General features: G+C 39.9%; 21 protein-coding genes and 2 pseudogenes. 12 read left to right on the forward strand and 11 right to left on the reverse strand.

Features of this window, described 5'->3' with window-relative positions; genetic code table 11:
- Nucleotides 1–403: 403 nt before the first annotated feature.
- The 3 genes from F7734_RS47795 (at nt 404) to F7734_RS47805 (ending at nt 3,146) form a co-directional block, all read left to right on the forward strand.
- A complete protein-coding gene (locus F7734_RS47795) occupies nt 404–811 on the forward strand; it encodes a response regulator transcription factor (protein WP_243147473.1) in 408 nt (135 codons plus the stop codon).
- Nucleotides 802–2,688, forward strand: coding sequence for a CHASE2 domain-containing protein (locus F7734_RS47800; protein ID WP_155751368.1), 1,887 nt, complete (start codon nt 802–804; stop codon nt 2,686–2,688). The genes F7734_RS47795 and F7734_RS47800 overlap by 10 nt, the downstream gene beginning before the upstream one ends.
- A 236-nt stretch (nt 2,689–2,924) precedes the next feature.
- Nucleotides 2,925–3,146 carry a hypothetical protein gene (locus F7734_RS47805; RefSeq protein ID WP_155751369.1) on the forward strand — a complete coding sequence of 74 codons (222 nt, stop codon included), beginning with the start codon at nt 2,925–2,927 and terminating at the stop codon, nt 3,144–3,146.
- A gap of 123 nt (nt 3,147–3,269) precedes the next feature.
- Here F7734_RS47805 and F7734_RS47810 read toward each other — a convergent pair whose 3' ends face one another.
- Nucleotides 3,270–3,494, reverse strand: coding sequence for a hypothetical protein (locus F7734_RS47810; RefSeq protein ID WP_243147474.1), 225 nt, complete (start codon nt 3,492–3,494; stop codon nt 3,270–3,272).
- Between the two features lie 624 nt (nt 3,495–4,118).
- On the opposite strand from F7734_RS47810, the gene F7734_RS47815 reads away from it, so the two are divergent.
- Nucleotides 4,119–5,096, forward strand: coding sequence for a hypothetical protein (locus F7734_RS47815; protein WP_155751370.1), 978 nt, complete (start codon nt 4,119–4,121; stop codon nt 5,094–5,096).
- A gap of 924 nt (nt 5,097–6,020) precedes the next feature.
- Here the strand turns inward: F7734_RS47815 and F7734_RS47820 are convergent.
- Nucleotides 6,021–6,803, reverse strand: coding sequence for a LemA family protein (locus F7734_RS47820; protein WP_243147475.1), 783 nt, complete (start codon nt 6,801–6,803; stop codon nt 6,021–6,023).
- Nucleotides 6,804–6,823: 20 nt separating this feature from the next.
- A complete protein-coding gene (locus tag F7734_RS47825; protein WP_155751371.1) occupies nt 6,824–8,026 on the reverse strand; it encodes a TPM domain-containing protein in 1,203 nt (400 codons plus the stop codon).
- 790 nt (nt 8,027–8,816) lie between these two features.
- Between F7734_RS47825 and F7734_RS47830 the strand changes: the two genes are divergently transcribed.
- The gene (locus F7734_RS47830; RefSeq protein WP_155751372.1) at nt 8,817–11,126 is read left to right on the forward strand and encodes a PAS domain S-box protein; all 2,310 of its coding nucleotides are present in this window, start codon (nt 8,817–8,819) and stop codon (nt 11,124–11,126) included.
- Between the two features lie 87 nt (nt 11,127–11,213).
- Nucleotides 11,214–11,639: pseudogene (locus tag F7734_RS47835) on the forward strand (sulfite exporter TauE/SafE family protein); the annotation flags it as partial.
- 133 nt (nt 11,640–11,772) lie between these two features.
- Here the strand turns inward: F7734_RS47835 and F7734_RS47840 are convergent.
- Nucleotides 11,773–12,750 (reverse strand): magnesium transporter, encoded by a 978-nt coding sequence (locus F7734_RS47840; protein ID WP_207714380.1) that lies wholly within the window; start codon nt 12,748–12,750, stop codon nt 11,773–11,775.
- 642 nt (nt 12,751–13,392) lie between these two features.
- Between F7734_RS47840 and F7734_RS47845 the strand changes: the two genes are divergently transcribed.
- Nucleotides 13,393–14,049, forward strand: coding sequence for a bZIP transcription factor (locus F7734_RS47845; RefSeq protein WP_155751373.1), 657 nt, complete (start codon nt 13,393–13,395; stop codon nt 14,047–14,049).
- Between the two features lie 209 nt (nt 14,050–14,258).
- On the forward strand, nt 14,259–14,711 hold the full coding sequence (locus F7734_RS47850; protein ID WP_155751374.1) for a hypothetical protein: 453 nt from the start codon (nt 14,259–14,261) through the stop codon (nt 14,709–14,711).
- A gap of 364 nt (nt 14,712–15,075) precedes the next feature.
- Here the strand turns inward: F7734_RS47850 and F7734_RS47855 are convergent.
- The 4 genes and pseudogenes from F7734_RS47855 to F7734_RS62525 all read right to left on the reverse strand — a co-directional run.
- Nucleotides 15,076–15,279 (reverse strand): annotated as a pseudogene (locus tag F7734_RS47855) (helix-turn-helix domain-containing protein); the annotation flags it as partial.
- A gap of 433 nt (nt 15,280–15,712) precedes the next feature.
- Nucleotides 15,713–17,344, reverse strand: a complete 1,632-nt coding sequence (gene groL, locus F7734_RS47860) for a chaperonin GroEL (protein ID WP_155751375.1) — start codon at nt 17,342–17,344, stop codon at nt 15,713–15,715.
- A 9-nt stretch (nt 17,345–17,353) separates the two neighbouring features.
- Nucleotides 17,354–18,127, reverse strand: coding sequence for a hypothetical protein (locus F7734_RS62520; protein WP_207714381.1), 774 nt, complete (start codon nt 18,125–18,127; stop codon nt 17,354–17,356).
- Nucleotides 18,128–18,198: 71 nt separating this feature from the next.
- Nucleotides 18,199–18,570, reverse strand: a complete 372-nt coding sequence (locus F7734_RS62525; RefSeq protein ID WP_207714382.1) for an FAD/NAD(P)-binding protein — start codon at nt 18,568–18,570, stop codon at nt 18,199–18,201.
- A 172-nt stretch (nt 18,571–18,742) separates the two neighbouring features.
- Here F7734_RS62525 and ftsH point away from each other — a divergent pair, with 172 nt between their 5' ends.
- On the forward strand, nt 18,743–20,695 hold the full coding sequence (ftsH, locus tag F7734_RS47870; protein ID WP_155751376.1) for an ATP-dependent zinc metalloprotease FtsH: 1,953 nt from the start codon (nt 18,743–18,745) through the stop codon (nt 20,693–20,695).
- Between the two features lie 105 nt (nt 20,696–20,800).
- Here the strand turns inward: ftsH and F7734_RS47875 are convergent, their stop codons facing one another.
- Both F7734_RS47875 and F7734_RS62530 read right to left on the reverse strand, forming a co-directional pair.
- A complete protein-coding gene (locus F7734_RS47875; protein WP_155751377.1) occupies nt 20,801–21,334 on the reverse strand; it encodes a hypothetical protein in 534 nt (177 codons plus the stop codon).
- 158 nt (nt 21,335–21,492) lie between these two features.
- Nucleotides 21,493–22,119 carry a hypothetical protein gene (locus F7734_RS62530; RefSeq protein ID WP_207714383.1) on the reverse strand — a complete coding sequence of 209 codons (627 nt, stop codon included), beginning with the start codon at nt 22,117–22,119 and terminating at the stop codon, nt 21,493–21,495.
- Nucleotides 22,120–22,994: 875 nt separating this feature from the next.
- Here F7734_RS62530 and F7734_RS47885 point away from each other — a divergent pair.
- The 3 genes from F7734_RS47885 to F7734_RS47895 all read left to right on the forward strand — a co-directional run bounded on the left by F7734_RS47885 (nt 22,995) and on the right by F7734_RS47895 (nt 26,290).
- Nucleotides 22,995–25,112 carry a M13 family metallopeptidase gene (locus tag F7734_RS47885; RefSeq protein ID WP_155751378.1) on the forward strand — a complete coding sequence of 706 codons (2,118 nt, stop codon included), beginning with the start codon at nt 22,995–22,997 and terminating at the stop codon, nt 25,110–25,112.
- Nucleotides 25,113–25,214: 102 nt separating this feature from the next.
- Complete coding sequence (aqpZ, locus tag F7734_RS47890) at nt 25,215–25,979, forward strand: aquaporin Z (RefSeq protein WP_155751379.1); 765 nt, start codon at nt 25,215–25,217, stop codon at nt 25,977–25,979.
- 77 nt (nt 25,980–26,056) lie between these two features.
- The gene (locus F7734_RS47895) at nt 26,057–26,290 is read left to right on the forward strand and encodes a hypothetical protein (RefSeq protein ID WP_207714384.1); all 234 of its coding nucleotides are present in this window, start codon (nt 26,057–26,059) and stop codon (nt 26,288–26,290) included.
- Nucleotides 26,291–26,445: 155 nt separating this feature from the next.
- Here the strand turns inward: F7734_RS47895 and F7734_RS47900 are convergent, their stop codons facing one another.
- Nucleotides 26,446–26,898: a hypothetical protein gene (locus F7734_RS47900; RefSeq protein ID WP_155751381.1), complete on the reverse strand. Its 453-nt coding sequence runs from the start codon at nt 26,896–26,898 to the stop codon at nt 26,446–26,448.
- Between the last annotated feature and the right edge of the window lie 48 nt (nt 26,899–26,946).

Consider the following 26,946-nt stretch of genomic DNA (forward strand, 5'->3'; position numbering starts at 1 on the left):
TGTCTCTATATTAACTTTGCATTACAGTCACTTAGACTTTGAATTTCTCAGTGAAAGTTTTAGATTTTTAACATCAGGAAAACGCCTATATTTTTACAAAAATTTAAATATAAATTTGTATTTTTATTGGTAATTTTTCCACTCATATAACAATTCTGTTTAATTTTTGAACTGTCTGTAGGGTGACTCACCAAAAGCATGAGTTGGTGGGCTTTAGCCCTACCTACGGTATAATTTGATAATTCCTCACTCATAAAGTTAAGAATTATATACTACTGTCCTGAATTCATTTCATCAATATGAATAGTAGAGTACTTACGTATCTTGCTAATAGACCGTTAGGCTTGACATAAGTTATTAATCTTATACCCCGTTCCTCATAGTGTTTTAACGGTGGTAAAATATGAAACAAGTGATATCAAATAAAACTTTGCTAAATATTTTGGCGATCGATGACCACGAATCAGTTTTAAGCGGAACTATAGATATATTACAAAAACAATATCCAGAGGCTAGATTTAGTACCGCTCTAACTTCTAAAAATGCTCTCGATCAAGTGACAAGATTAAACCCAGATGTTGTCGTTATGGATTTATCTATTCCTGATAGCCCAGGGATGTTACCACGTCCTGAGGCAAGTGTTCAACTTCTAAAAACTTTAATGAAAGGATTCCCTACCCTAAATCTCGTTGTCCAAAGTGCTCATGGCTCATTCAGAAAAAATTGGAAATTATTGGCTTCCGTTCGTAATAGCGTTTTAGCGCATATATTGCAATTACAAACTACCAACAGCATAAACTTATGCAGCTAGAATTTTGGAAAAGAATCAAAGAAGAAATTACTATTTGGCGTGTTGGTGCATTACCAGGTATTCTAGCGATCGCGCTGGTCATGGCTACCCGTATCACAGGTTCTATGCAATCTCTAGAATGGTTGGTTTTTGATAGCTTTCTTCGTCTGCGTCCTCAAGAATCTATTGATGAACGCATTATTATCATAGGTATTAACGAAGAAGATATCAGTCGTATAAATACTTATCCCATCCCAGATAAAGAACTTGCTATTTTATTAAGAAAGCTATATTCTCTTAGCCCTCGAGAGATTGGTCTTGATATCTTTAGGAATCTCCCCGTCGAACCAGGTCATAGCGAACTAGTCACAGCATTTCAAAATTTTAAAAATGTTATTGCTATAGAAAAAGTTTTACCAGAACAAGTTCCTCCACCACTAGGATTACCTACAGAAAAAGTTGGTTTTGTCGATCAAATTATTGATACTGATGGTAAATTAAGACGCAGTTTGCTAGCAACACCCACAACTAAAGGCTATAAGTTCTCGTTGTCTTTGAAATTGGCAACAGCTTATTTAAAGCAAGAAGGCTTTCATTTAGAAAATGGGATTCATGATGAAAATACTGTAAGATTTGGGAAAACTGAGTTTCCCAGGTTTTTATCTAACTCTGGAAGCTACGTTCAAGCTGATGATGGTGGGGTGCAAGTATTACTAAATTTCCGGATTGGTGAAGAACGATTTAGAACTTTAACGCTTCACGATATTAAAACAGGAAATTTTCAGCCAGAATGGATACGCGATCGCATTGTCATTATTGGTGTCGTTGCTTCTAGCGTAAAAGATTGGATAACAACTTCCACTATTTCATCTACTAAACCTGCACCAGGACGAGTTTATGGAGTAGAGGTTCTTGCACATACTACTTCTCAAATTATCAGTTCCGTGCTAGACAAAAGAGTGCTTTTACAAACATGGTCTGAAGGGTGGGAATATCTGTGGATTCTGTCTTGGGGTTTGTTAGGAATTGTTTTTGCTAGACTGACAAAATCGCCTTTCATCAATCTTCTAGCTGTTGTCTTTGCAAGTATTAATCTTGTGTTTGCTAGTTATATATTTCTTATAGTGTGGGGTTTGTGGGTTCCAATAGTACCGACAATACTTGTTTTGGTTTTGAATGGTTTTGGTATGACAGCCCTATACCAGTATGACCAAGCTCTACGTTCTAGAATGAATGCTCATCTAGCTCTGATAGAACGGACATTTGAAACAATTCATAACGGACCATTACAAACTTTAGCAAAAACTTTAAAGTGTATTAAAGACAGAGATTTACCACCCAACGAATTAGTTCCTCAATTAGAAACAGAACTGGAAAAGTTAAATTACGAGTTGAGGGGAATTTATGAATTTTTACAACAAGAACCTATAACTCAAGGTAGTTGTCTTTATTTAAGAAAAGGATTACTACTGAATTTGAAAGCTCCCATTCACGAAGTTTTGTATCAAGTTTATAATTCTACTTTAGAGCGAGATTTTCCCTGTTTTAAAACACTTAGAGTGAAAATTCGGACTTTTGACCCTGTGAGCGATCGCTACTTGAGTGTAGAGCAAAAGCTAGGGCTTTGTCGCTTCTTAGAAGAAGCTTTATGCAATGTAGGGAAACACGCTAAAGGTGTCACCCGTCTTGAGGTGACTTGCACTAGCTATGAGGGTTGGTGTACCTTAAGTATTGTAGATAATGGCTTGGGAATTAACTCATCTAAAGAGGGTCGGGGAACACAGCAGTTTAGAAACTTAGCTAAACAATTGAAAGGGAAATATAGGCGTTCTCCTCGTTTTCCAAAAGGTACTCTCTGTGAGTTATCTTGGCCTTTAACAAGGTTTTGCTACTGCTAGTAAATATAGATATAGCCTTTCTCAGTCTCATGAGGTACACCCCCCTTTCATCCCCCCTTGGTAAGGGGGGACAGAGGGGGGTAATTTTTGTACCTCACCAGGTTAAAATTTGCTGTAAAAATTATAGTTAAGAATATCAGTCAGCGCTCTAATATCAGTATTAAAATGAGTATATATATCAAACAACTTTTTAAAAAATTACCTTTCCTCATTGGAATGCCGGGGAGGATGTGAATATGGCTCATAGTAAATGGTTTTTTCACAAACTGTTTAATACTCGATTGTTAACAACTGGTATTTTGACAGTTGTGCTCTTGTTAACTCAGGTTATACAAACTGAATACCGACCACCAGGCAATCAAAAACCACCAAGAACCAATACAGACTCATCAGGTACGAGATTTTCTGACCAATTTCCAAATCTGTTGATTTATACTTCAACTCCTTCTATCCTCTGATTCCAGCAGTGCATCTAACCTAACGAGATTCAAAGCACAAGCTATCTTACTAAGGAAACTTGCGCGTTTAAGCGGCTAACGTGTCGTATTGATATGCTTTCAATGATGCCAAGTTTTATAATTTCATCCGCTAGTTCTCTTGGTGTCCAATGACTTATTGGTCGTCCGTAATCGGATGGTGGTGAACAAGCTTTTCGCAAATAATTCAACTACTTGTTCCATACTAAATTTTACTGGTGCGCCAGCACGCTCAGAATCCTGTAATCTTTGAATAGTCAATAATTCTTTTCCGTCAGTCTCCAACCATCGGTTTCGCCATAAACTAACTGTATGCCTGTTAATATCCAAATCTCTGGCGATTTCCCGATTATTTTGACAAGTTTTATCGATTTGTGAGCCTTAGACATATAGATTTTCTGCCTCACAATTTCCTCAAGTTCTTATTTTATTATTAATCAGTAGTGGGAAATGCTATGAGCCTGTCCACTGCTAATTATTAGTTCATCACGGCTCCGTGCTTAAGCGTTAGGAGAGGTTATATGAGAACAATTCAGTTTATGCACGAATGGGGTCTCATTCAACCACAAATTTCACTGTATGCGCGAATTAAGGAGTCTGAAACTCCTGTAAATTCGTTCTCAAAATTTCACTTTATGCGCGAACCTACACTCTACTTTCACTTCAGACCTAATGTACGAGTTTTATGACAATGACAAATTAATGTGCAAAATCTTTACATTAAAGGAGTTTTCAGCATGGCACCTTAGTAAAGCTCAAATTACAAAATATTAACAACTTGCAGAAAACAGATGGTAAGAGCTGAATCTATAGCAGAGGCTAACATAGCTCTCAATGGTATTCCTAAGTATTATAAATGAGAGAAGTTAACAACTTTATACAATTCCCAAACTTAATGATGATTTGAGCAATGTATTTAGGTATTAAAAAATTTACATTTTCCAGAGTAATTTTATGAACAAGAAATTTTTAACTCACTTAATTGTTTCTCTACTTGTAGGAACGGGATTGCAACCAGTAGGAATACCTGTAGAAGCTGAAACGATAGTAAAAAAGCAACACTCAGTCAGTCAATTCATTCCCCTAACTCCGAACGAGCGCTCCCACTTAGAGTTGTTGAGTTTAGGAGCTTACCCCAGAAAAGAATTACGTTTTCAACCTACAGTCAATACCAAACAAACAGTAAGAATTACAATACAAGAAAATATTGTTATGCCTATAAGTGAGAGATCTGGATATACATGGACACCACCAAAAATAGCAGTTGTTATCGAGCTACTAGTGACGCAGGTAGATGCTAATGGCGACATTCACTGCCACTTTACTTTTAAAAGTGTGGAGGCGAGCGAAAAACGTATAAAATACGAAAAGATAAAAAATTTTGAAGGGTCTGCTACTTTCAATAATCGCGGACAAATTATAAAAACGAGTTTAGAACAGTCACAAAATCTCGAAAAATTTTTAACATACTTATTACAAAAAATGACAGTGTTTATAGAACAATTTCCTTTTCCTTTTCCCGCTCAAGCAGTAGGTGAAGGTGCTCAGTGGCGCGTGACATCTCTTGTGAATGTTGATAAAATTGCTCTAACTCAGATAGCTACTTACAAACTCTTAGATTTCAAAAACAACGTTGCTACTGTTAGCATTAACTTGCAACAATTACCACAACAAGCTATACCATCCGAAGAAACGAGAAATTCATCACAATCTCAAGATTCTCTCTTCAGCGATCAATATCAAACTAGTGGTTCGGGAAAAGCTATTATTGAATTGAACAAGTTAGTACCAAAAAAATTCAATACTTCTACACATAACGATACATATTTCAGTAAAAAAGTAGTTAATAGTCCCGAACATCAAAAAATATTTAATAATCCCGAAAATCAATCGGTAATTATCTTGAGGGAACTTTCTTTGCAATCGAAATAATAGTAGGTTTGACTTACCTCTCATAACTGTAGAACTGATAAATTCAGCTAAATTTCAGACTCAATATAATGCACTTTAAAAGTTATTGTCTCTCCACCAAAGCGTGCGGTGTTCATCATTTATCGCTGGCATTGTGAACATACTCCATCAGATAGTTGCCAGGGGAAGAACTCTTGACTACAGCAGGTACATTTTACTTTTCTTAACGAGGGTGTTATGCATTGGCATTTGGGACACATCCCATTAGTCAATTGGGACTCAAAAAACCATTCACCACAATGAGCACATTTTTCTTGTGAGCGAATTTGACAATTTGGACACACCCTATTAGTCAATTGGGACTCAAAAAACCATTTACCACAGTGTTTACATTTTTCTCTATTTAAGTATATTTTTAGTTGTTGGCAGTCTGGACACAACCCATTTGACAGTTCTGCTTTTGCAAACTCTTGATTGCATCTAGTACACTTTTGCTTGTGTCGCCCGAAAAAACTAATCATCTCCGCCTCCTACAGGATGCAGTTTTAATTGATTTCAAATCGTTCAGAAATTCAACCGGATTCCTATATTAAGTAAAAATTGTGTTTGCGTTAGACATAAGTATGTATTTTTCTGCTCTAAACTATCAGTGAGCCAGTGCTGCAGGAGGGTTTTCCTTCGTAGGCGACTGGCGAACCCGAAGGGTAACCATATCAAACCCTGATTTCTATGTTAAAACAGAATCTGCAAGGACTGGTCTCAAATCCTTGTGAGTATTAGCTTGCAAGTTTTAGAACGGGTCTAATCAGCGTTAGTCCAGAGTTAGATAATATGGAAGAACTTTGAGAAAGTTGTGAGGGCAACTTCAACTGTAACTAAACTCTCAGATTGGGCAAAGCTTAAGATGAAAAACTGCACAAGAAAAGCCATTCATCAAATAAGAGATTATTCCCTAAGAACTTTAGTAACATCTGTATTTGTGGCTTGAAAAAATTCCTTCTTCTTAAACCCAAAAGTATTAGCGACGATTGAGTTGGGAACGCTCTGAATTTCTTGGTTATAAAGTTGCACTGCTTGGTTGTAGCGCATTCGTTCTACAGCTAGGCGATTTTCAGTACCCGTTAACTCATACTGAAGATTGATAAACAATCGGCTAGATTGCAATTGAGGATTGGCGAGTGCATAATTACGAAAGCGGTCAATTGCTTGATTGATTTGTACCGTAGCAGCAGCTTTTTCATTTGGAGTGGCTGCTTGCAGATAAGCCTGACGCGATCGCACTAATAAAGAGACTAACTCTTTTTCTTGTTTAGCATAAGCTTGCGTCACGCTCACAAGATTTGGAATCAAATCAGCACGTCGCTGGAGTTGATTTTCTACTTGTGCCCAAGCTGCTTCAACTCTGGCGTTACTTCTCTGTAAAGAGTTGTAAGCCCAGCCAATCCCGATAATTAATACAGCTACTATACTTGCACCAATGATTAGCATCCTTTGGCGAAGATGCGTTAACCGCTTTTGTTTCTCTTGCTGTTGCTCGTGCCTTGCTTGCACATCTCGGATTGCTTGCTCAATAAACTCGGCAGGAATATCAGCTTCTTTGCCTGCTATTACCAACTCAGAAGCCGAGTAACTTTGGGTATGATTAGCATAGTAGCGCGAGGCTAGCTGTAGCACCTCTGGGGCAATATCTTCGGGAATTCTCTTCTGTGGATTATTCATAGGATTCATAATTTTCAACTCCCAGCTAATTACCAATCACCGCCAGCACCTCCACCGCCGCTACTGCCTCCGCCAAAGCTGCTACCACCACCACCGCCACTGCTACTACTATCACTACCCCAAGAACTGCTAAAAGATGGAGGCAAGCGAGGAATGACTTTCTCTTGCTCGTGATGATAAGAACAACAAAGGCACTCATCGGTAATGAGTTGGCATCCAGAAGTATATTCCGTAGCTGGTGTAATAGTCTTCTCAGTACGCCTGACAGTCAATTCTTGGCAGTGCGGACATTTCCTAAATCGAGATGAATGGGACTCTTGGGCGACAATGTGGTATCCACTGTTAGTAAGCTTTTGGCTGCAATTAGGACATTTCCATCCCTCAAATCTGACACTACCTAGATTTTGTCCTGTTTTTTCCGAGTTGCTCAAATGTGACGCGAGTGTGGTTTCGTCTACTTTTTCCATTAACTGTTGGCAATCAGCACACAAAAAAATGTAATTGCCCTGACTTATACGCGTATGCCCTTCCGGTTTAATGGAAATTTTACGAGGACGTGCTAGATAAACAGTACCGCCTATTAGTACTATAGATATTCCACCTATGACAAGCACTGCCCAGGAGACAAGGCTATTTGAAGTCGCTTGGGCATTTGAAGAAGTTTCTTGGGTTGGAGTTATGACTTTGTTTACAGACGATGTCCCCTCAGACTCTAAAATAACTACCAGTGCTTTTGTTCCTGCGAGCGTCCCACCTTCAAAATCTCCTTTTTTAAATCTTGAGATGATTTGAGCCTTAATAATGTTGCCCACTTTGGCATCAGGCAAAATCGCTTCTACGCCGTAACCCGTCTCTATTTCCACACGGCGATCGCCTACTGAAATCAAAAACAATACGCCATTATCTTGTCCTTTCTTGCCAATTCCCCAATAATTAAACAGTTCAATTGCAAATTTTTTTGGAGAAGCCGCAGGGACAGTTTCGCTGACAGTGACAACCGCCATTTCTGTACCATTTTTCGCCTCTAATTGAGAAATCATCTGATTAATTTGAGTTTCTGTCTCATTGCTGAGGATTCCTGCCATATCAGTTACCCAACCACCATACTCCTGTCGGGGATTCGGCACTTCTTGAACAGTCAAAGCCAGACTAGAAAGGGGAAAAAGAAACATGGCAGAGGAAAACAAACCCACCCAAAAAACGCGTTTTGGTTTGAGGAAATTTAATTTCATTGCTTTAGCCTCCAGCAGATAACTGTTATGGTATTGGTCATAGCCAAACTTCCAAAACTTGTGGAGTCATTCTTTAATTTTTGTTAAAAAAATACTGCTTTAACGAATAAATTCTTATCAAAGAGATTTTTGAGTTCTTTTTTTAACTTAGATAAGGTCTGGTATAAGGTACGCTTAATTACAAGTTGGATGAGGTTGAAACCTGCTTGTAAATAAAAACTGGCAATTTGCGTTCTTATTCCTCTCCTACCTTCATTAATTTATAGGCGAAAACTTTGAGGAAGTTGTGAGGAGAAAATTTGTAATTACAGCATATTTCAGGTAAATGAAGTACACGAGTAGGGGCTCTCGGCCATACGCCCTTACAACAGTCCCATCCCGTGATATCTGTTGGTCTAGTGAACAAACAACTATAATTACAAATGACCATTGACTAGTGACAAAGGACGGCGACGGGGGCGGCTATCTCCCATCCCTAGAAGTGATGGGCGCGTATAGTCGCCATTTTGTGAAAAAGTTATAAATTTTCAAAGATGTCAGGGACGAGAATTCCCTCAATGCTTTGGCAGAGTTGACAAAAGCTCAATTGAATTGGATTGAAGCTCATGCCCGAGAACACTGGCTCTCAGGTCAATCTGCAATAAAACGTAATGGTATCAATTTGTATCAATCCCTTATCAAGCAGAGCAACACAACTATACTGTTCGTACAACGGCAAAACTCCTACAAAGAACTTCATAGTTCATGAACAGTATCTGCAAACAGACTAAGCAACAGTTGGGGTTTGGAGATGGAAAAATTACGACGCGACACTACAGAAATAGTTAGTCAGCAATTGGCAGAACTGGAAACTATCTACGCCACTGCTCCCGTTGGTTTATGCTTTGTGGACACAAATTTGCGATTTGTCCGCATCAACGAACACCTAGCAGCAATTAACGGTTTGTCTGTGTCAGATCATATTGGGCGTACTATAGGGGAAGTGCTTCCCGATCTGAAATCAGAATTAGAGCCGCTTTATCAACAAGTTATCCAGTCAGGAATGCCGATTGTCAATCACAAAGTTCACGGTAGAACTCCCGCACAACCGGGCATTGAACGTGTTTGGTTGGTAAGTTATCACCCTTTGAAAGAGTCTGGTCAAAGAGTATCGGGTGTGAATGTGATGGTACAAGAAATTACTGAGAATCAAAAAGCACTAGAAGCATTACGAGAGAGTGAGTTGCAATATCGCAACCTTGCTAAAAACCTTCCTGCTCTTGTTTACAGAGTTTTTCCCAGAGAAAATAACCGTATGTTTTTCTTCAACGATACAGTGGAGACCATAACGGGATACAAGCTTGAGGGCTTAACTCCTGGTGAAGTTTGTAAAATTGACTCTCTGATTTTACCAGAAGATCGCACACGGGTAATCGCAACGGTCAAGGATGCGGTTGCTAGAAATCAGCCCTTCCAATTTGAATACCGCATTCGCGACAAAGCAGGCAATATCCGTTACCTTTGGGAACAGGGTAGACCCGTTTACACTTTTAATGGTCAACAGTTGCAAATTGATGGCGTTATTTTTGATATCACTTCTAGCAAACAGACGGAACAAAAAATTCGCGAACAAGCTGCCTTATTAGATGTAGCTACGGATGCCATTTTTGTCAGAGATTTAGAACACCGCATCTTATTTTGGAACGCCGGTGCTGAGCGCCTGTACGGCTGGACGGCATCAGAAGTGATTGGATCTGAGGCAACTGACATTCTTTCCAAAGAAATCATACCAAAAATTGAAGAAGTGACTTTGACTGTTATTAATCAAGGGACATGGCAAGGTGAGTTGCAGATGGTCACAAAAAGTGGCTTGAACATTATTGTTGAAAGCCACTGGACTTTAGTACGTGATGAAACAGGACAACCAAAATCAATTCTTGTTGTTAACACTGACATTACGGAAAAAAAACAACTAGAAGAGCAGTTTCTCCGCACTCAACGCCTGGAAAGTCTTGGTGTTTTAGCCAGTGGGATTGCTCATGACTTCAATAATATACTTACTCCTATGCTAATCGTTGCCCAACTGCTTTCATTTAAATTTGCCAATCTTGATGGACAAGATCGGCAACTGCTGAGCATACTAGAAGAAAACGCTAAACGCGGAGCTGAGTTGGTCAAGCAAATTCTGTTATTTGGAAAAGGTGTAGAAGGAAAGCGCATATCCCTACAAGTAAAACACATACTTCAGGAAATTGAGCAGATTACCAAAAATACATTTCCAAAATCTATTGAAATCTATACTAATATACCAACACAAAATTTGTGGTTAATCTCGGCAAATCCTACTCAACTCAATCAGGTTTTGCTGAACTTGTGCGTCAATGCTCGTGATGCCATGCCGAATGGGGGTCTTCTAAGTTTGGAAGCCGAAAATTGCTGCATTGATGATAACTACGCGACGATGAATCCAGAAGCCAAAGCAGGTTCTTATGTAGTCATTACTGTGTCAGATACGGGATGTGGTATGCCTCAAGAGCAATTGAAAAGAATTTTTGAACCTTTTTTCACAACAAAAGAAGTGGGGAAAGGTACAGGATTGGGACTATCAACTGTGAAGGGGATCGTTAAAAACCACGGTGGTTTTGTAGAAGTCTACAGTGAAGTTGGTCAAGGCAGTCAATTTAAAGTATATTTCCCAGCTACTGATGGGGAAGTCATAGAAGACATTTCTGATGCTGGAATATCCAGAGGGAATGGTGAATTGATTTTGATAGCCGATGACGAAGTATCTGTTCTTGAGACTACCAAAAAATTGGTAGAGCAATACAATTATAACATCCTGATGGCTCATAATGGTATTGAGGCGATATCACTCTATGCTCAACATGGAGATGAAATTAGTTTGGTGCTGATGGATCTACAGATGCCGTTAATGGATGGGTTCAATGCCATGCGCGTTTTGCAAACAATGAATCCCTCTATTAAAATAATTGCTAATAGTGGGGTTCTATCTGAATTGCAGCTTTTAGAAGTAGGTGATATTGGGATAAAAGCATTTTTACCAAAACCTTATACCGTTATGCAATTACTTAAGACTATTAAGAATGTTTTAAGTACATAGGTCGGCAACTATAACTGCATTACTATCTGGTTAGATAGTGTCACAAAAAGTCCCGAAAAGAGCGTGGGAATAGAGAGTCGTTTGATGCTGGCACTTTATCCCCAACCCGTCTGCAAGTATTGCTGGTTATGGTTAATGAGTGAAGGCTTGGGGGTGGGTGTACTGACTGGGTTAGTTGGTGTTGGTGGTGGGTTTGCGATCGTTCCTGCTTTAGTACTGTTGGGAAATGTACCTATGAAACAGGCTATTGGAACATCATTATTAATTATTGTATTTAATTCAGTTGCCAGCTTTCTGGGCTACTGGGGATATGTTTCTTTAAATTGGAACTTGATGTTATCCTTCATTGTGGCTGCTAGTGCAGGAACAATTTTCGGTGCCTACTTAGCTCAGTTTGTTCCGGCTCAAAAACTTCAGAAAATTTTTGGTTATTTTTTGCTTGCGATCGCGGCTTTAGTTTTGGCACAGAATCGTCTCAAATTTTACTCAGATCAGGATGGTAGTGCAGCCTAAACCATCCTCTAAGATATCAAGCCGTTCGGGAGGCGGAGCCTCCAAAGACGGCATTCCCAGGCGGAGCCTGGGAACGAGGTGATAGCCTATCAAAATCATTGTGGTGGACCACTAGAGCGTGTACATAGTTTAGTTAAACCACAAACAATTGAACAATTGTAAAATAGATCAACAAACTTAACACATCTTGAATGATTGTGGCGACAGGCCCTGAGCCAAAGGCTGGATCTTTGCCAGCACGGTAAAGAAGCCAGGGAAATAATAAACCAATACTTGCTGCAATTCCCCCTGCAACGACAATTGTGAACGCTACAGCAAAAGCCAACTGAACATTAGCAAACACTACCAACACTAAAGGAAAACTGAGACTGCCTAAGCAAAGCCCAATAAACAGCCCTGTCCAGAGCTCACCAACAACCAACTTCTGAAACGAACCGTGGTTCAGAGACAACCCGCGCACAACGATTGCTTCCGTTTGCGTCCCAACTGCATCTGCTAAGTATACAATTCCTGGTACGAAGAAGGAAACAAAAACAAGACTTTCGAGAGTTTTTTCAAAACGTGAGACAACGAATGTTGCTAATACACTACCTGCAAGTCCAACAAGGAGCCAAGGTATGCGATCGCACACTCGTTGTATAGGAGGAGCTTCAAGAGCATGGCGTGCGCGTGCATCCTCATGATGAATACCTGCTAACCGATGTATGTCTTCTATATGCTCGCGTCTTAAAATAGCAAGCAATGCCTCTGCAGGTACGACTCCCAGGAAACATCCTTGGCTATCAATGACAGGGACTTCTGAAATATTAAACTGTACTGCTAATCCTGCAACCTTTTCTTGGTCTTCGTGAGGATGCACTGTCGGGAGTTGACTTATCATGGCATCAGCCAGTTTTTGATCTGGCGGCATAGTCAGGACATCAACTGAACGAACTGCACCGAGCAGATGACCTTGCTCATTAGTGATATAGATTGTGGCAATAGAGTCAAATTTATGACCTGAAAGACGGGTAAAAAGCATACCAGCGCTTTCTTGGGGATTAGCAACAGGAACTTGTGGAACCAAATGCTGAGCAGCAGTTTCAAACATAGGTAGCGTCATGTTTAGCATTGACTAATCTTGTTATGTACTCGTAGGAAAATATACAAATAACTAGAACATCTGCTGAATATTACAATTGGCAAAAGCTGCTCTTGAATCTAAGATAATATTTTGAAGAAATTGTGAGTATACAAATGTTTATATCGAATTTTAACAAAAAATTTGTAGAAATATAGCAATCCTAAACCATTTGCAAACAGTTAGAACCCCTACTTCTCAAAGAAGTCGGGGAACAGAACTCCTCTGTTCCCCTCTTTGTAACTGACGATATTGTATAGTCCATAAGACGCAAAATATGAATTTTTAGCCTGTGTAGACAAGCTTTGTTTGTATAGCCTCACCCTTCTAGGGTGTAGGTGCAAGATATCAGTCAACTGACTCTAAAAGCCTCACCACTGGTCAAGGTCAGGCTAACCGTGGATGATTTCATACGTAATCGCTCACAGCTGGTTCTATGCCGCGTATATTGTCTACCCAAGTCTAGACCACAATTAAATCTAGAATTGAACTTTCCAATTTAGAGTATTTCTTCACAAGTTCCTCACATTTGTTTTTTACTCTAAAAACATCATTCATTGCAAATTCATTGCTAATTAAACATTGGTAATGGTTGTTAGTCGCTAAAAGTTTATTTAGAGGAGATTAACTATTATGACTCCTAATCTACAACAACCAGCATCTAGGTGGTTAAATCAGCTTGGGCAGAAATTAAAAAATGTAAAAGATGAAAGTGCTGTCATGATATTAGTAGGAGTGGCAGTCGGAGCTTTTGGAGCAGGTATAGGTGCATACCAATTAGGCTTAGAAGTTTCTAATTCAGAGCCGATAAACAAAGACTATAAAGAAGAGTTGAAAGAAAAGGTAAAATTATATGAATTAGAAAATACAAACTTAAAATTAGAAATCGAAAAGCTAAAATCAGAATTAGGGAAAAACGCAAGTGCAAAAATTCAAATACCATTTGACGGTTCAAAAATTAAGCCCAATAATAACATCCTTGTAGTAAAAGGAGAAGCTTACAAAGGTAAATCTCCAAATCAACATTTTTGGCTAGTTATTCGTCCTATTAATTCAGGAGATTGGTATCCTAACGACGAAATTGTTTTAAAGAGTGATGGAAGCTGGGAACAAGAAATTTATTTAGCAGACCAAGGTCAATTTGAAATTAATGTGATTTTGACAGATCGGATTGCTCATAATGAATTAAGTAAGTATAGGGATACTAATAAAAAAACTAATGAATATCGACCAATATCTCTTCCAAGTAATGTGTCTATTTTAGATAAAGCAATTATTACTACGTATTAAGAACCTAAAATTATCGCAATATTTAACTGAAAATGACATTTACTCATTCTCTGTAATTAGATAATTTGTTAGACCTTGCGATCGCTGTTGAATTTTTCTCTAATAATCAGGTAGTAGCTAGCACCTTAATATGATGTTTGATCGTGAATTATTCCGGCTTGTTTAATAAACAGTTTGAAATTAAACATTATTAAAGTACACTTCATATTATGACAATGATAGAACCACATGAAAAACGTAAAAATCTAGAACTGGCAAAGGATTCAATAGATAAAAAGATTGAATACATAAACGTAAAAATGTGGAATATATTTTCATGGTCAAGTAGCTTACTTATTGGCAGTATTGCAGGGGCAGTAGTGCTAAAAAGGGAAAATCTTGGGGTTTTAAATCGTATACTTTTATGTATAGCAGTCATTGCCCTTGCAGCCAATGCTTTTGCATGGTTGAAGTCAACTTATCATATACTCAATGCTGCAAGAAAGTTATTACAAGCTGTTGATGATGAACTTGGAATTTACAAGCAAATTCAAATAATCAAGGATGATAAACCTCTAAAAACATTTGTTTTATATGAACTAGGGGCGTTTACTTCATATCATCTTACCTTGGTACTCCTAGCATTTGTATCCATTCTGATGATCCTTTTACCTATTATCTAGCGCTATGGAATTTTCTAGAACAGAAGAAATAAATTCACTACCAAAGTTCTTACTTTTTGGATAGTTGCAAAGGTCAACCTCTATAGGGTTTTTGTCGTTTACACCTTTCATTTTTAGTAATGCTTTACCGCTACTGGTAGCCTCACCATTCAATCCAGCTTAAGTAGCTTTTTCTTCCTTTATCAAGAAAGGCAGAGGGCAGGAGGCAGGCAAGCAAGGGGAATACTGCCTCCTCCCTCTGCCCCGTACCGGGATGTTCAAGCGGTTTAAACCGCCACCGTCACTTGCGGTGCTTACAATTGGTTGGGGAAGACGAAGATCCAATTGTACATAGCTGCCCTCTGCCCTCAGCATAGCTGCCTTCTTCAAGGTTTAGTCCCAGTCCCGAAATTCCATATTCCTCGTAGGCTTGTTTCCAGCTTGTTATCGAACCAAGTGACACATCTAAAATTGTTTGAATTTCCTCATACTTGTAGCCTTGATAAACCAATTTCACCGCCAAAGCTTTTCTCACTTCACGGGCATCTGGGCGTTTATCTATAAATTCTTGTAGTTCTGCGATAGGGCTTTAGCCCTTAGCGCTTACGCTATCGCAGCTTGTAGATGCTGGTTTCTTATTGTTCGCTGTTAGACAGAGATATCACTACGTATTATCTCGTAGTTTTTTTCAGAAATCAAATATGATTCCTATAGCCTTGTTTATACCGATGTTGTACTCGTCTTTTTGTAAAATTTAATGGCTATTGTGCATTCTTCAACTTTTCAAAAACCACGATGTATGAACTTTTTAGAATCTGATTCTGGAGAACAGTTAACCTCCTCAAGCTAATTCTATAAATCCCTATAATAATAGAAGTCAATTAGTTAAATATCTTTGTAATTCTTTGACTTATGCAATTACAGCAAAGGAATTCTTGGAATTGCTTAGCGCGTAAATTTCCTAGAGTGCGATCGGCACTTGCCACGACTACAGATCGCTCTGAGTCGCAGCAAGTATATTATTAGTAGCCAAAATCACCACCCATTCCATTACCATTGACAGCAGCTTTGGTCTTCTCTAGCTTGTCAACAATAATGCATTCGGTAGTTAATACCATACCTGCAATTGAAGCGGCGTTTTGCAGAGCAGAACGGGTCACTTTTGCAGGATCTACAATGCCCGCTTCAAACATATCAGTAAATTCACCCGTTGAGGCATCATAGCCAACATCAAAAGGTTTCTCCCTAACCCACTCAGCAATCACAGCGCCATTTTGCCCAGCATTATCAACAATCCTCTTGAGAGGAGCGGAAAGCGCACGAGCTACGATCGCTGCACCAAGAAACTCGTCACCAATTAGGTTTTCTGTTGCCCAATCGTTGAGTTGTGGAGCTAGGTGTAGTAAAGTCGTACCACCTCCAGCAATAATACCTTCTTCTACAGCTGCTTTAGTCGCATTAATAGCATCTTCCAGACGTAATTTTTTATCTTTCATTTCGGTTTCAGTAGCAGCACCCACCTTTAAAACCGCAACGCCACTTGTCAGCTTGGCTAAACGTTCTTGCAATTTCTCTTTATCAAAAGAAGACTCTATTTCTTTGATTTGGCGGCGAATTTGTTCGCAACGCGCTTTGACGGCTTTTTCGTTACCTTCAGCAACAATTGTGGTGTTATCTTTAGTAATAGTCACGCGACGAGGTTTGCCCAACATTTCTATTTGGGTGTTTTCTAAGTTTAAACCAGCTTCTTCGCTAATGACTCGACCACCACTGAGGATGGCAATGTCTTCTAGCATGGCTTTGCGGCGATCTCCAAAACCAGGAGCCTTAACTGCTGCGACATTCAATACACCCCGCAGTCGATTAAGTACTAAAGTGGCTAAGGCTTCTTTCTCAATATCTTCAGCAATGATAAGTAATGGCTTACCAGAACGAGACACTTGTTCTAGTACCGATACCAAATCTTGTACAAAAGTTATTTTCTTATCCGTCAGCAGAATGTAAGGCTCTTCCATAACTGCTTCCATCCGCTCTGGATCGGTTACAAAATAAGGCGAGATATAGCCTTTGTCAAAACGCATTCCTTCAGTAATTTCTAGTTCGGTGGTCATAGATTTCCCTTCTTCTAGAGAAATGACACCTTCCTGACCCACCTTTTCCATCGTATTGGCGACCATTTCACCGACTTCATTGTCGTTACCTGCCGAAATTGCTGCAACTTGGGCAATAGCTTTAGAATCGTGTACGGGACGAGCATATTCGGCAATTTTCTCAACCAAAAAGTGGGTAGCTTTATCAATTCCCTTCCTTAAGGCTATAGCGTTTGCACCTGCTATGACATTCCGCATTCCTTCTCGGACGATCGCACTTGCGAGAACAACGGCTGTTGTCGTACCATCACCCGCGACGTCATTGGTCTTAGCGGCTGCTTGACGAATGAGTGAAACACCAGTGTTTTCTACATGGTCTTCCAATTCTATTTCTTTAGCAATAGTGATGCCATCATTGACTATTTGAGGAGCACCAAATTTTTTTTCTAAAACTACATTTCGACCTTTAGGACCGAGGGTAATAGCTACTGCTTCAGTCAAAATGTCCATTCCCTTTTCTAAAGCACGACGTGCTTTTTCGTCATATATAATTTGCTTTGCCATAATATTCCTCTAGTTTTTCAAGCTACTACTAAGTGACTGCGTTGCCTCCGTACTTCTGCTTTCAGGTACGGTCACTATAAATTCCTTTTTATCCTCATGACAAATTTGCTGTATAATGTTGCGTCCTGACATTGCCACAATAGGCACGCTACCACCCGGTTCAACCCACTGCCCAATCATGTAAAAATTATCGAGACCTGGTAATGTCTTCTCAAGACCAGCAACCATCATAAACATTGTCTCTTTCGCCAACAACCAGCCGCAATTGGAGCCTTGCCAATTACCAGTATAACGTTCGTAACTTAGCGGTGTCGCTACATCGATAAATTCAATATCGGCTTTAATACCAGGATAAAATTCCTCTAATTGGTCGATGAGAATTTGTGATTCCTGGATTTGCTCGGCATCATAAAGCGGTCGTCCATAAATGCGTTGCCAATAATCATAAGGTGTACTCAACATAATAATCATCACTGATTTCCCCGCCGGAGCAAGAGAAGGATCGAAGCAGTAGTGTTTTACACTTATTTCATAACGTTCTTCCCCTGCAATAATTATTGGTTTATGAAGTATGTAAGTCACCCAATGAGGCTCTTTGGATAAATCGCGATTTAAGCCAAGGGATACCTGAAGTTGGGAGTATAAAGGGAGATGACCGTCGTATAATTTTTGAATTTTTTTGTTGAGGAATTGCCCACCTAACATATCAAAAATTGTTCCACGCCCGTCACAAGCAGAAATAACACGGCGAGCGCGATCTTCTTGATTGTTATATAGTCGCACACCTACAGCACGGTTATTTTCAATGAGAATTCGTTCAACTTGGGAAGAGTAATGAATTTTTCCACCTAATTCTATATAACGCTTTTCAATCGACTGAGCAAATGACGTTCGAGTCGGTTAGGGTCGGTATAAACAATTAGAGTTTTGCCATCCGGCGCTACAATCCGCATGAATTCATCATGATGGACAAAATGCCGACCTTGAACTGCTCCGAGTTCTTCCCACATTTGATAAAACGGTTGGTTTTTCCCGGAGCCAAACAGATAATGAATGCAGCCATCGAATACATAACCTTTGCGCTGCCATGCGGTGCATAAACCACCAGGCAAGTTGTGCATTTCAAAAATTTGGGTACGGTAGCCATTCATTTGGGCATAGCAACCTGCTGCTAGTCCAGCGATACCTGCACCAATAATAATGATATCGGTTGAGGAGCTTTTCATGAGTGGTCATAGCCTCTATGTAATTTGAAGGTAGTTGAAAATGTTGAGGATGTTGTGAGGAAACAAATTGAAGTTTAGTTTTCCTCACAAGTTCCTCAATCTTTTTTCATAATCTAAAAATATTATCTTGCTCCTTTATCCGTCACCCCTTATAGTCAGGAGGCGATCAAAAATGCCAATTGACACCAAGACCAATCGCCGCGAACCATCACCACAGCAAAATTACTTGAGTAAAATTCTTACCTTTTTGTTTTGGTTACTGATCCTGGTGAATTTGGTTTTATTTGGAGAACCGCAACACCCACAAGTACCCTACAGTCAATTTATGGCTCAGGTAGAAGCTGACAAAGTTTCTCGTGTTGTCATTAGCAGCAATCAAATTCAGTACGAACTGCGCTCGGAGGTAATCGCTCAAGTACCAAACAAGCAATCTCCAGCACAGCCAAAACAAATTTTTGTCACCATACCAGTGGCGATGGATTTAGAGTTACCAAAGCTTCTACGCGAACATAAAGTAGAATTTTCAGTTTCACCACCCAGTAACTTGAATTGGCTGGCAGTCTTACTCAGTTGGATCATGCCACCCTTAATTTTCTTAAGCATTTGGGGCTGGCTAATTGGTCGCAATCAACTAAACGGTCCAGCCGCTTTAACACTTGGTAAAACTAAAGCTCGAATTTATTCAGAAGGTAGTACGGGCATCAAGTTTAATGATGTAGCTGGAGTCGATGAAGCCAAAACAGAACTGCAAGAGATTATAGATTTTCTTAAATATGCTGACAAATATACTCGTCTTGGAGCTAAAATTCCGAAAGGAGTATTGTTAGTAGGACCACCAGGAACAGGAAAGACTTTGCTAGCAAGAGCGATCGCGGGAGAGGCAGGTGTACCATTCTTCAGTATTTCTGGCTCAGCATTTATTGAGTTATTCGTGGGTTTAGGTGCAGCACGAGTGCGAGATCTATTTGAACAAGCAAAACAACAAGCTCCTTGCATTGTATTTATTGATGAACTAGATGCTCTAGGCAGATCGCGAGTTAGTTCTGGTTCAATTGCAGGTAGCAATGATGAGCGAGAACAAACCCTCAATCAATTGCTCTCTGAGTTAGATGGCTTTGAACCTAACACTGGAGTCATTCTCTTAGCTGCAACCAACCGTCCTGAAGTTCTCGACCCTGCATTGCTACGTCCTGGTCGATTCGATCGACAAATTGTGGTAGATCGTCCCGATAAAATTGGTCGCGAAGCCATTCTGAGAGTGCATGCAAGGAACGTGTCTCTAGCACAAGATGTCGATCTTAGCAAGTTAGCATCTCGTACCCCTGGCTTTGCAGGAGCGGATTTAGCTAACCTTGTGAACGAAGCAGCTCTACTAGCAGCACGTAAAAGCCATACAACCGTAACAATGACTGACTTTAATGAAGCGATTGAGCGAATTTTAACGGGATTGGAGAAAAAGTCTCGCGTGTTGAATGAAACTGAGAAAAAAACTGTTGCTTATCACGAAGTTGGTCATGCCCTGATTGGTGCCTTAATTCCCGGTACGGGGACAGTGGAGAAAATATCTGTTGTACCCAGAGGTGTAGCAGCTTTAGGCTATACATTACAACTTCCAGAAGAAGATCGTTTTTTAGTGACAGAAAGTGAAATTCGCGGTCGAATTGCTGCTCTATTAGGTGGACGAGCTGCAGAAGAGTTAATTTTTCATGAGGTTTCTACTGGTGCTAGCGACGACATTCAAAAAGCCACCGATTTAGCCGAACGCTTTGTTACTCTATATGGTATGAGCCAAGCTTTAGGACCAATTGCCTTTGAGAAAGCTCAACACCGGTTTCTTGAAGGTTTGAGCAATCCGCAACGTCAGGTAAGCCCCACAATTGCTGAAACCATCGATCGAGAGGTGAAAGACCTCGTTGATAGCGCCCACGAGATGGCTCTGACAATTTTAGGGAAAAATCAGCAACTACTAGAAGACACCGCACAAAAGTTATTGGCAAAAGAAGTCTTAGAGGGAGAAGAGCTTCGACATTGTTTACACCAGGTTCAAGCTCCAGCAGAGGTAGATATATGGTTGCATACTGGTAAACTTCTCAAATCAGCCTTAACTGCCCAGTCTAAAGCATAACAGAGCATATTGCAGAGGCAGAGTTCGGAGAACAAGTTCTAGAGATATGTCAGCAGCAATGCCCAGACTGAATCCACGAGCTTCAAGCTTGTGGTGTGGCTCAATTCACCTGCTATCTACTTCAACCCGAACTTTATCACGGGGACAACGCCAAGGTATTTCTGTGCCAACATAACTACAACCTTGTGCTTGCATGGCATCATCCGAGACATCATGAGGCTTATAAAATCGCCAACGCCCTTGGTCATCCGGCCCTGATGCTGCCCGCAGGGTACGTTTTTCTTCTCTACCTCTGTCATATCGGTCATCATAGCGATCGCTAGAACTCTGTGCCGAAACTTCGACGCGAATTTTGTCACGGGGACAACGCCAAGGTATTTGTGTACCAACATGGGTACAACCCTGTGCTTCCATCGCATCCCATGAGACATCGTTAGGCTTGTAAAACCGCCAACGCCCTTGGTCATCCGGCCCTGATGCTGCCCGCAGAGTACGTTTTTCCCCTCCTCTTTGAGATAAGAGTACAGGTGAATAGAGAGATTTCACTTCTTGGGCTGAGACAGCTTGTTCATGTGTTTTAATAGACGCTGCTGGCAGAAGCAATCCTATAGTTAAAGCAAAAATTTGTTTGAAATACATTTTATTCTCGATCTCCAGAACTTAAATATAGCCAAGACACTTTTGGCGAAACATTGCTTAACAATTTTGGCAAGTAATATTACACGAGAATTCTGGTTTACTTTGACAGATAAAGCATTCAGGGATCGGTTTTTTGAAAGCCAGAACACGACCGTGCCTTACAAATTACCTTCGTTCACGTCGGTATATTGATAGTTGTAGAATTCTGTTCCAGTTGCTTCGTTGATAATTACCACCCGTCCAGTACTGCGATCGTACATGACTCGTACTCGTCCATCGGAACCAATAAAGTTATTACCCGATGTGCGCTTCAAAACACCGGAGAAATTGAACTCTCCTTCTGTAATCTGCACCGCAATCTGATTGGCATTACGGGGAGTCATTTGTGTAACTGGAGTCCCCGAGGGTTGGCTGGGTGAAGGTTGACTGGACTGATTAGAAGAATCGGTACTCCAGTAGATATAGATCGACTCATTGGCGAGGCGATAAATTTGTCCTTTGTCGCCCAGCCCAGACTGCCGATAGGCAGGACGACCATTTCGATCGCGGTAGTTGCCAGGTTTATTACCCACAGGACGCAAGTCATAGCGTTTGCCATTTTGCAATTGAATACCAACCGCACCCTGCCGTTGGGAAAAAGTACAGGGGCCAGAGGATGTAGCGCGATCTTCCCCTTTTGGATACACATCGCAGCGAGCCTTAACAGTATCTGCTTTCACTGGAAAGGAAATAGCAATTGATGCTAAAGATAAAACAGTAGCACACAGTGATGTCTGAAGTTTCATATGTTTAGGTAAAGTCAACGTTCCATACCTTGCATTTTCTAACCATGTCCTGATATATCTTTCCTCCCCAGTATTTGGCAAAGGAACACAAACTCTAAATTTTTTCGACAGTATTAAATTTCCCATGTTTATCTTATTCACCTCAAGTGCAGATAAATCAGTTAACTTGCAGGCAAGCTAACTGAAAACACTCTCATTATTAGAATTATTGCAAAATCAGGCTTTAACTCTTACTGTATAAGGATTTGATGCTCATTATGTAATAATTATTTGATACCGATCGCAGAGAAATCTCAAGATTTTCTTAATATGGTTTTTAATATTATTTAAAACAAACAGCAATTTTCTTTGTTGCACTTTAAAAATATTACTTAAATCACTTAATAGATAAATCACATCAATCAAAACATCATATATGTCAGTTAAGTAGGTGCGAATATCTCTCTTTTTCAGATCTTCCAACATAGATGTTGATTAGTTAAGATAACCAGAAATAATTTAGCTTGACTTTGCTCTATTTTGTGGTATATTATGCGGTTGATAATGCTTAGATGTAGATCTCATCAAGCAGGCATATGAACCTGGCAAAACTTTATGTATTTGTTTATTTCTACAATTGAACTCTTATGAGAGAATAATTATGGATTATGTTTTTTTGATACCTTCCTAGAAAAATCGAAATTCAATTTATCTAAGCATATAAAATCTATTAGTCTTAAGAAAATGGAAACAAGACATCAAATTCAATCTAAGTATGATAATAATTCAAAAAATTGAATTAAATTAATATGCAGGATTGATGGGTGATAAAGGCTAGAAGCTAGAGTGTTGTACCACATCCCAATCAAAAGTACTGTATATCATTGAGAATAAACATGAAAAACAATCAGCAATTTTGCCTCTCTTGGTGGTTAACTAGCAGTATCCTGCTGGTGCTAGGAATTTGTACCACATCCAATACTACTGTTTTTGGTAATAATTCCCATAGTAAGGCTGAACAAGTTTCTCAGACTAACTTTCCTCTGGGTTTCTCAGTGAACAAAATAGATACCACGGTAGATCCTAAACAGGACTTCCATCGATTTGCCGCAGGCAAATGGCTAGATGCTGCTAACATTCCTCCTGACCAATTGAGCATCTCCGCGATCGATCTACTGACAATTCAGGTTTCCCAGCAATTAGAGCAGATAACACAACAGACTGTCGCCCAAAGTACCAAAGCAGCAAAAGGCAGCCCACTGCAACAAGTGGGTGATTTATATGCTTCGGGAATGGATGTGAAGCAGCTAGAAAGTTTAGGAGTCTCCCCCCTGAAGTCACTATTTGACCGTGTTCAGGCGATCGATTCGCCGCAACAGTTAACGAAAACTCTTGCCCAGCTGCAAATAAAACTTAGTAGGCCACTTATTGTGCAGGTGGGCATAAGTCCCGATCCTCAAAATAACAAAATCAATACCATCGTCCTAGTTGGTAGTAGTTTGGGCTTACCATCTCAAGAGGATTATTTGAGCCCCAACAGAGATGTTATCCGCAAAGCCTATTTGGATTATGTGGCAGATGCCCTGACAATTGCTGGTAGCTCTTTAGCAGAAGCGACATCCGCAGCTAAGAAAATTTTAGAAATTGAGACTCGCATTGCCAGCAAACAACTTACCCCTGCCGAGCGGAGAAATCCCAACCGCAAGTTTAAAAAGATATCCTTTGCCCAGCTTCAGTCTTTGTTGTCAAATTTAGACATGAAGCTATATTTTCAGGAGTTAAAATTACCTATTAAAGGAAATGTCGTTGTTGTCGATGTTGGCTCATTGGTAGAGCTAAACCAGATACTGAAAGAATATCCTATCAATGACATCAAGACTTATTTACGTTGGGGTTTGTTAAACCAAAACATCGCTTACTTAACTCCGGCATTTGACAAGCCTTCACTCGCTCTGAACAAGGCATATTATGGTAAGGACTTTAAATTTCAATCGCGTAACAAACGTGTGACTGATATCATCTCCGAAAAATACGGTCATCCCTTGTCTCAACTCTATGTCAAAAAACATTTTTCTCCCGAAGCTAAAAAACAGGTAGAGGGAATAATCCAGCAAATCAAAACTTTGTTCAGGGAGCGACTGGAAGCAAATAAATGGCTGACTGATGCTACCCGCAAGTCAGCACTGGAGAAAATAGACCGCATGGCGATCAAAGTAGGGTATCCAGAGAAATGGATCGATTATTCCAGTGTTGATATTCGCCGAGATGACTTTTTTGGTAACGCGATCCGAACTAATGAATTTCTCAATCGCCGAGAGATGTCCCAGTTTGGCAAACCCGTTACCCGCGACGAATTTGACGTTCCGAGATTTACATTACCTATTATTGTTAATGCAGCTTACAATCCCAGCATAAACGGATTTGAGATTCCTGCAGCTTTCCTACAACCACCATTTTTCGATCCCAAAGCTGATGCAGCCGTGAACTTTTGTTCGATGGGAGCTGTGATTGGACATGAAATGACTCACGGCTTTGATAGTCAAGGGCGGCTCTACAATGCTCAAGGTAATCTGCAAAATTGGTGGACCGATCGAGATTCTGCCAAATTCCTAGCCCAGACCGACAAACTGGTGAAGCAGGCTGATAATTTTGAAGTTCTACCGGGGGTGAGATTGAACGGAAAACTTACTGTCGGGGAAAATCTGGCTGATATTGGTGGTGTCAGCCTAGCTTATCAAGCACTAGAGCAGTATTTGCAGAAAAATCCTCAAGCCAATCAAAAGATTAATGGCTATACACCCCAACAGCGTTGCTTCATTGCTTGGTCGCAGTTATGGGCAATGAAAGTTAATGAAGGCGCTCTCCGCCAAAATACAGCAACAGATCCCCATCCCATAGGAGCTTATCGTGGCATTGCTCCTTTACAACATGAGGACGGTTTTTTCAAAGCCTTTGACATCAAACCGGGTGATCCAATGTGGCGCGATGAAAAAGATCGCGTGACGATTTGGTAAGGAGACAAGAACAAATTTTTAACCTCTATTTTTGACATCTGGTGAGAAATCTAGGTTAATATCCCAAATTTTAGGTAATTTATTTTTTGGAGTAATTGAACAATGTCACTAATTAAGCGTTGTATAGCCGAATTTGTCGGAACTTTTTGGCTAGTTTTTGGCGGTTGTGGTAGTGCAGTATTGGCAGCAACTTTTACAGCCGATGGGGCAAAGCTTGGGGAAAATACAGCATTCCCTTTAGGTATTGGGTTGGTTGGTGTTTCTTTGGCTTTTGGTCTGACGGTATTGACGATGGCTTATGCGATCGGTCACATTTCCGGTTGTCATCTTAACCCAGCTGTTTCTTTTGGTTTGTGGGCAGCCAAGCGATTTCCTGCCTCTGAACTATTTGTCTACATTGGTTCTCAGGTATTTGGAGCGATCGCAGGTGCAGGGGTGTTGGCTTTGATTGCTACTGGTAAACCTGGATTTGACCTAGTTAAAAGTAATTTTGCAGCCAACGGCTTTGACACACACTCTCCCGGTGGTTATTCTCTAGTAGCTTGTTTTGTTGCTGAGTTAGCACTGACCTTTGTCTTTTTGATAATTATCTTGGGTGCAACCGATAGCCGTGCGCCTCAAGGTTTTGCCCCAGTTGCGATTGGTTTAGGTTTAACACTAATTCACTTGATTAGTATTCCGGTAACTAATACATCAGTTAATCCTGCGCGTAGCTTAGGTCCAGCAATTTTTGTTGGTGGCTGGGCATTACAACAATTATGGCTATTCTGGATTGCACCAATTCTCGGAGGAGTATTAGCTGGCTTGTTATACTCTAAGGTAATGGAAGTACCAAAAACAGAAAAGCAATTGTCAGAGGTTATTTAAGGTGCTATGTGTTTCCAACTTTCTCTTTAACCTAGTTCACAAACTCGGTTGAATCAAAGGGTACAGGGAAACGCTCTTTGCCCACAATGGGCAAGGCTTTCAACCTTCCCGCAGGTGTGCCTTTAACTGAGGCACACCTGCGGGAAGAGCGTACAGTAAATCAAAATGATGCCTGCGATCGGGCAACCTTAGTCACCAGCATTAGCGAAATTTTCCGGGAAAATTTCAGAAGTTCCCTAAATCAGACCCTACAAACTGTGTCATACCCAGAAATTTGTCACATTTATGAAGCCTTGGCTGACTTTCACTGAAAGCGCTCCTTCATTGGTGTTAGAGAAATAGTAGTTGTAAAACTCAGTTCCTATCTTTTTGTTAATTATGACAACTAAAAGAATCGGAATATGCGGATTTATCACATAAGTGTATCATAATTTTGATTTTTTAATTAGATAATATTGAAAGGCTTTTAATACAAGTAAATTGCTCCGGTTTCTTGTATGTCTAAAGCACGATGACTTTCATTTGAATTGTCAGCTTCTTCAACAGTAACCTCAACAATTTGACCTTTTAATCTAACAGTATATTGCAAGAAATAATTGGCACTGCCTGCAATATTGTAATCAGGATAGATAACTAACTGTAGAGGATATTTAAGATTTTTGAGAGTTACGTTTTGTTTTGGTCTAATTAAAGACTGTTTAACTTTCGCATCGGTTATCCCATAATCTATAGAAAAATCTGCTTTATTGATTATAAGAATAGTAATAGGAATCTTGCTATTTAATCTTGCCACTGGTTGCCAAAAACCATCTTTATATGTATTAGCTGGTGGCTCTTGCGCTGTAACAGTTATGCAAGAAAATATATTTAAACTAGCGGTAGCGATAAGTAAAGAAGAAATAATTACAGATTTAAACATATTTAAAAATAATTCCTTGAGCTTAAAAATAACTGGTAAATATTATAT

It is taken from the genome of Scytonema sp. UIC 10036 (genome assembly GCF_009725235.1).

What these genes read in the sequence shown, in the direction of transcription:
- F7734_RS47795 (WP_243147473.1), top strand. Translation starts at nt 404, where the DNA reads ATGAAACAAGTGATATCAAATAAAACTTTGCTAAATATTTTGGCGATC.
- F7734_RS47800 (WP_155751368.1), top strand. Translation starts at nt 802, where the DNA reads ATGCAGCTAGAATTTTGGAAAAGAATCAAAGAAGAAATTACTATTTGG.
- F7734_RS47805 (WP_155751369.1), top strand. Translation starts at nt 2,925, where the DNA reads ATGGCTCATAGTAAATGGTTTTTTCACAAACTGTTTAATACTCGATTG.
- F7734_RS47815 (WP_155751370.1), top strand. Translation starts at nt 4,119, where the DNA reads ATGAACAAGAAATTTTTAACTCACTTAATTGTTTCTCTACTTGTAGGA.
- F7734_RS47820 (WP_243147475.1), bottom strand. Translation starts at nt 6,803, where the DNA reads ATGAATCCTATGAATAATCCACAGAAGAGAATTCCCGAAGATATTGCC.
- F7734_RS47825 (WP_155751371.1), bottom strand. Translation starts at nt 8,026, where the DNA reads ATGAAATTAAATTTCCTCAAACCAAAACGCGTTTTTTGGGTGGGTTTG.
- F7734_RS47830 (WP_155751372.1), top strand. Translation starts at nt 8,817, where the DNA reads ATGGAAAAATTACGACGCGACACTACAGAAATAGTTAGTCAGCAATTG.
- F7734_RS47840 (WP_207714380.1), bottom strand. Translation starts at nt 12,750, where the DNA reads ATGCTAAACATGACGCTACCTATGTTTGAAACTGCTGCTCAGCATTTG.
- F7734_RS47845 (WP_155751373.1), top strand. Translation starts at nt 13,393, where the DNA reads ATGACTCCTAATCTACAACAACCAGCATCTAGGTGGTTAAATCAGCTT.
- F7734_RS47850 (WP_155751374.1), top strand. Translation starts at nt 14,259, where the DNA reads ATGACAATGATAGAACCACATGAAAAACGTAAAAATCTAGAACTGGCA.
- groL (WP_155751375.1), bottom strand. Translation starts at nt 17,344, where the DNA reads ATGGCAAAGCAAATTATATATGACGAAAAAGCACGTCGTGCTTTAGAA.
- F7734_RS62525 (WP_207714382.1), bottom strand. Translation starts at nt 18,570, where the DNA reads ATGAAAAGCTCCTCAACCGATATCATTATTATTGGTGCAGGTATCGCT.
- ftsH (WP_155751376.1), top strand. Translation starts at nt 18,743, where the DNA reads ATGCCAATTGACACCAAGACCAATCGCCGCGAACCATCACCACAGCAA.
- F7734_RS47875 (WP_155751377.1), bottom strand. Translation starts at nt 21,334, where the DNA reads ATGTATTTCAAACAAATTTTTGCTTTAACTATAGGATTGCTTCTGCCA.
- F7734_RS62530 (WP_207714383.1), bottom strand. Translation starts at nt 22,119, where the DNA reads ATGAAACTTCAGACATCACTGTGTGCTACTGTTTTATCTTTAGCATCA.
- F7734_RS47885 (WP_155751378.1), top strand. Translation starts at nt 22,995, where the DNA reads ATGAAAAACAATCAGCAATTTTGCCTCTCTTGGTGGTTAACTAGCAGT.
- aqpZ (WP_155751379.1), top strand. Translation starts at nt 25,215, where the DNA reads ATGTCACTAATTAAGCGTTGTATAGCCGAATTTGTCGGAACTTTTTGG.
- F7734_RS47900 (WP_155751381.1), bottom strand. Translation starts at nt 26,898, where the DNA reads ATGTTTAAATCTGTAATTATTTCTTCTTTACTTATCGCTACCGCTAGT.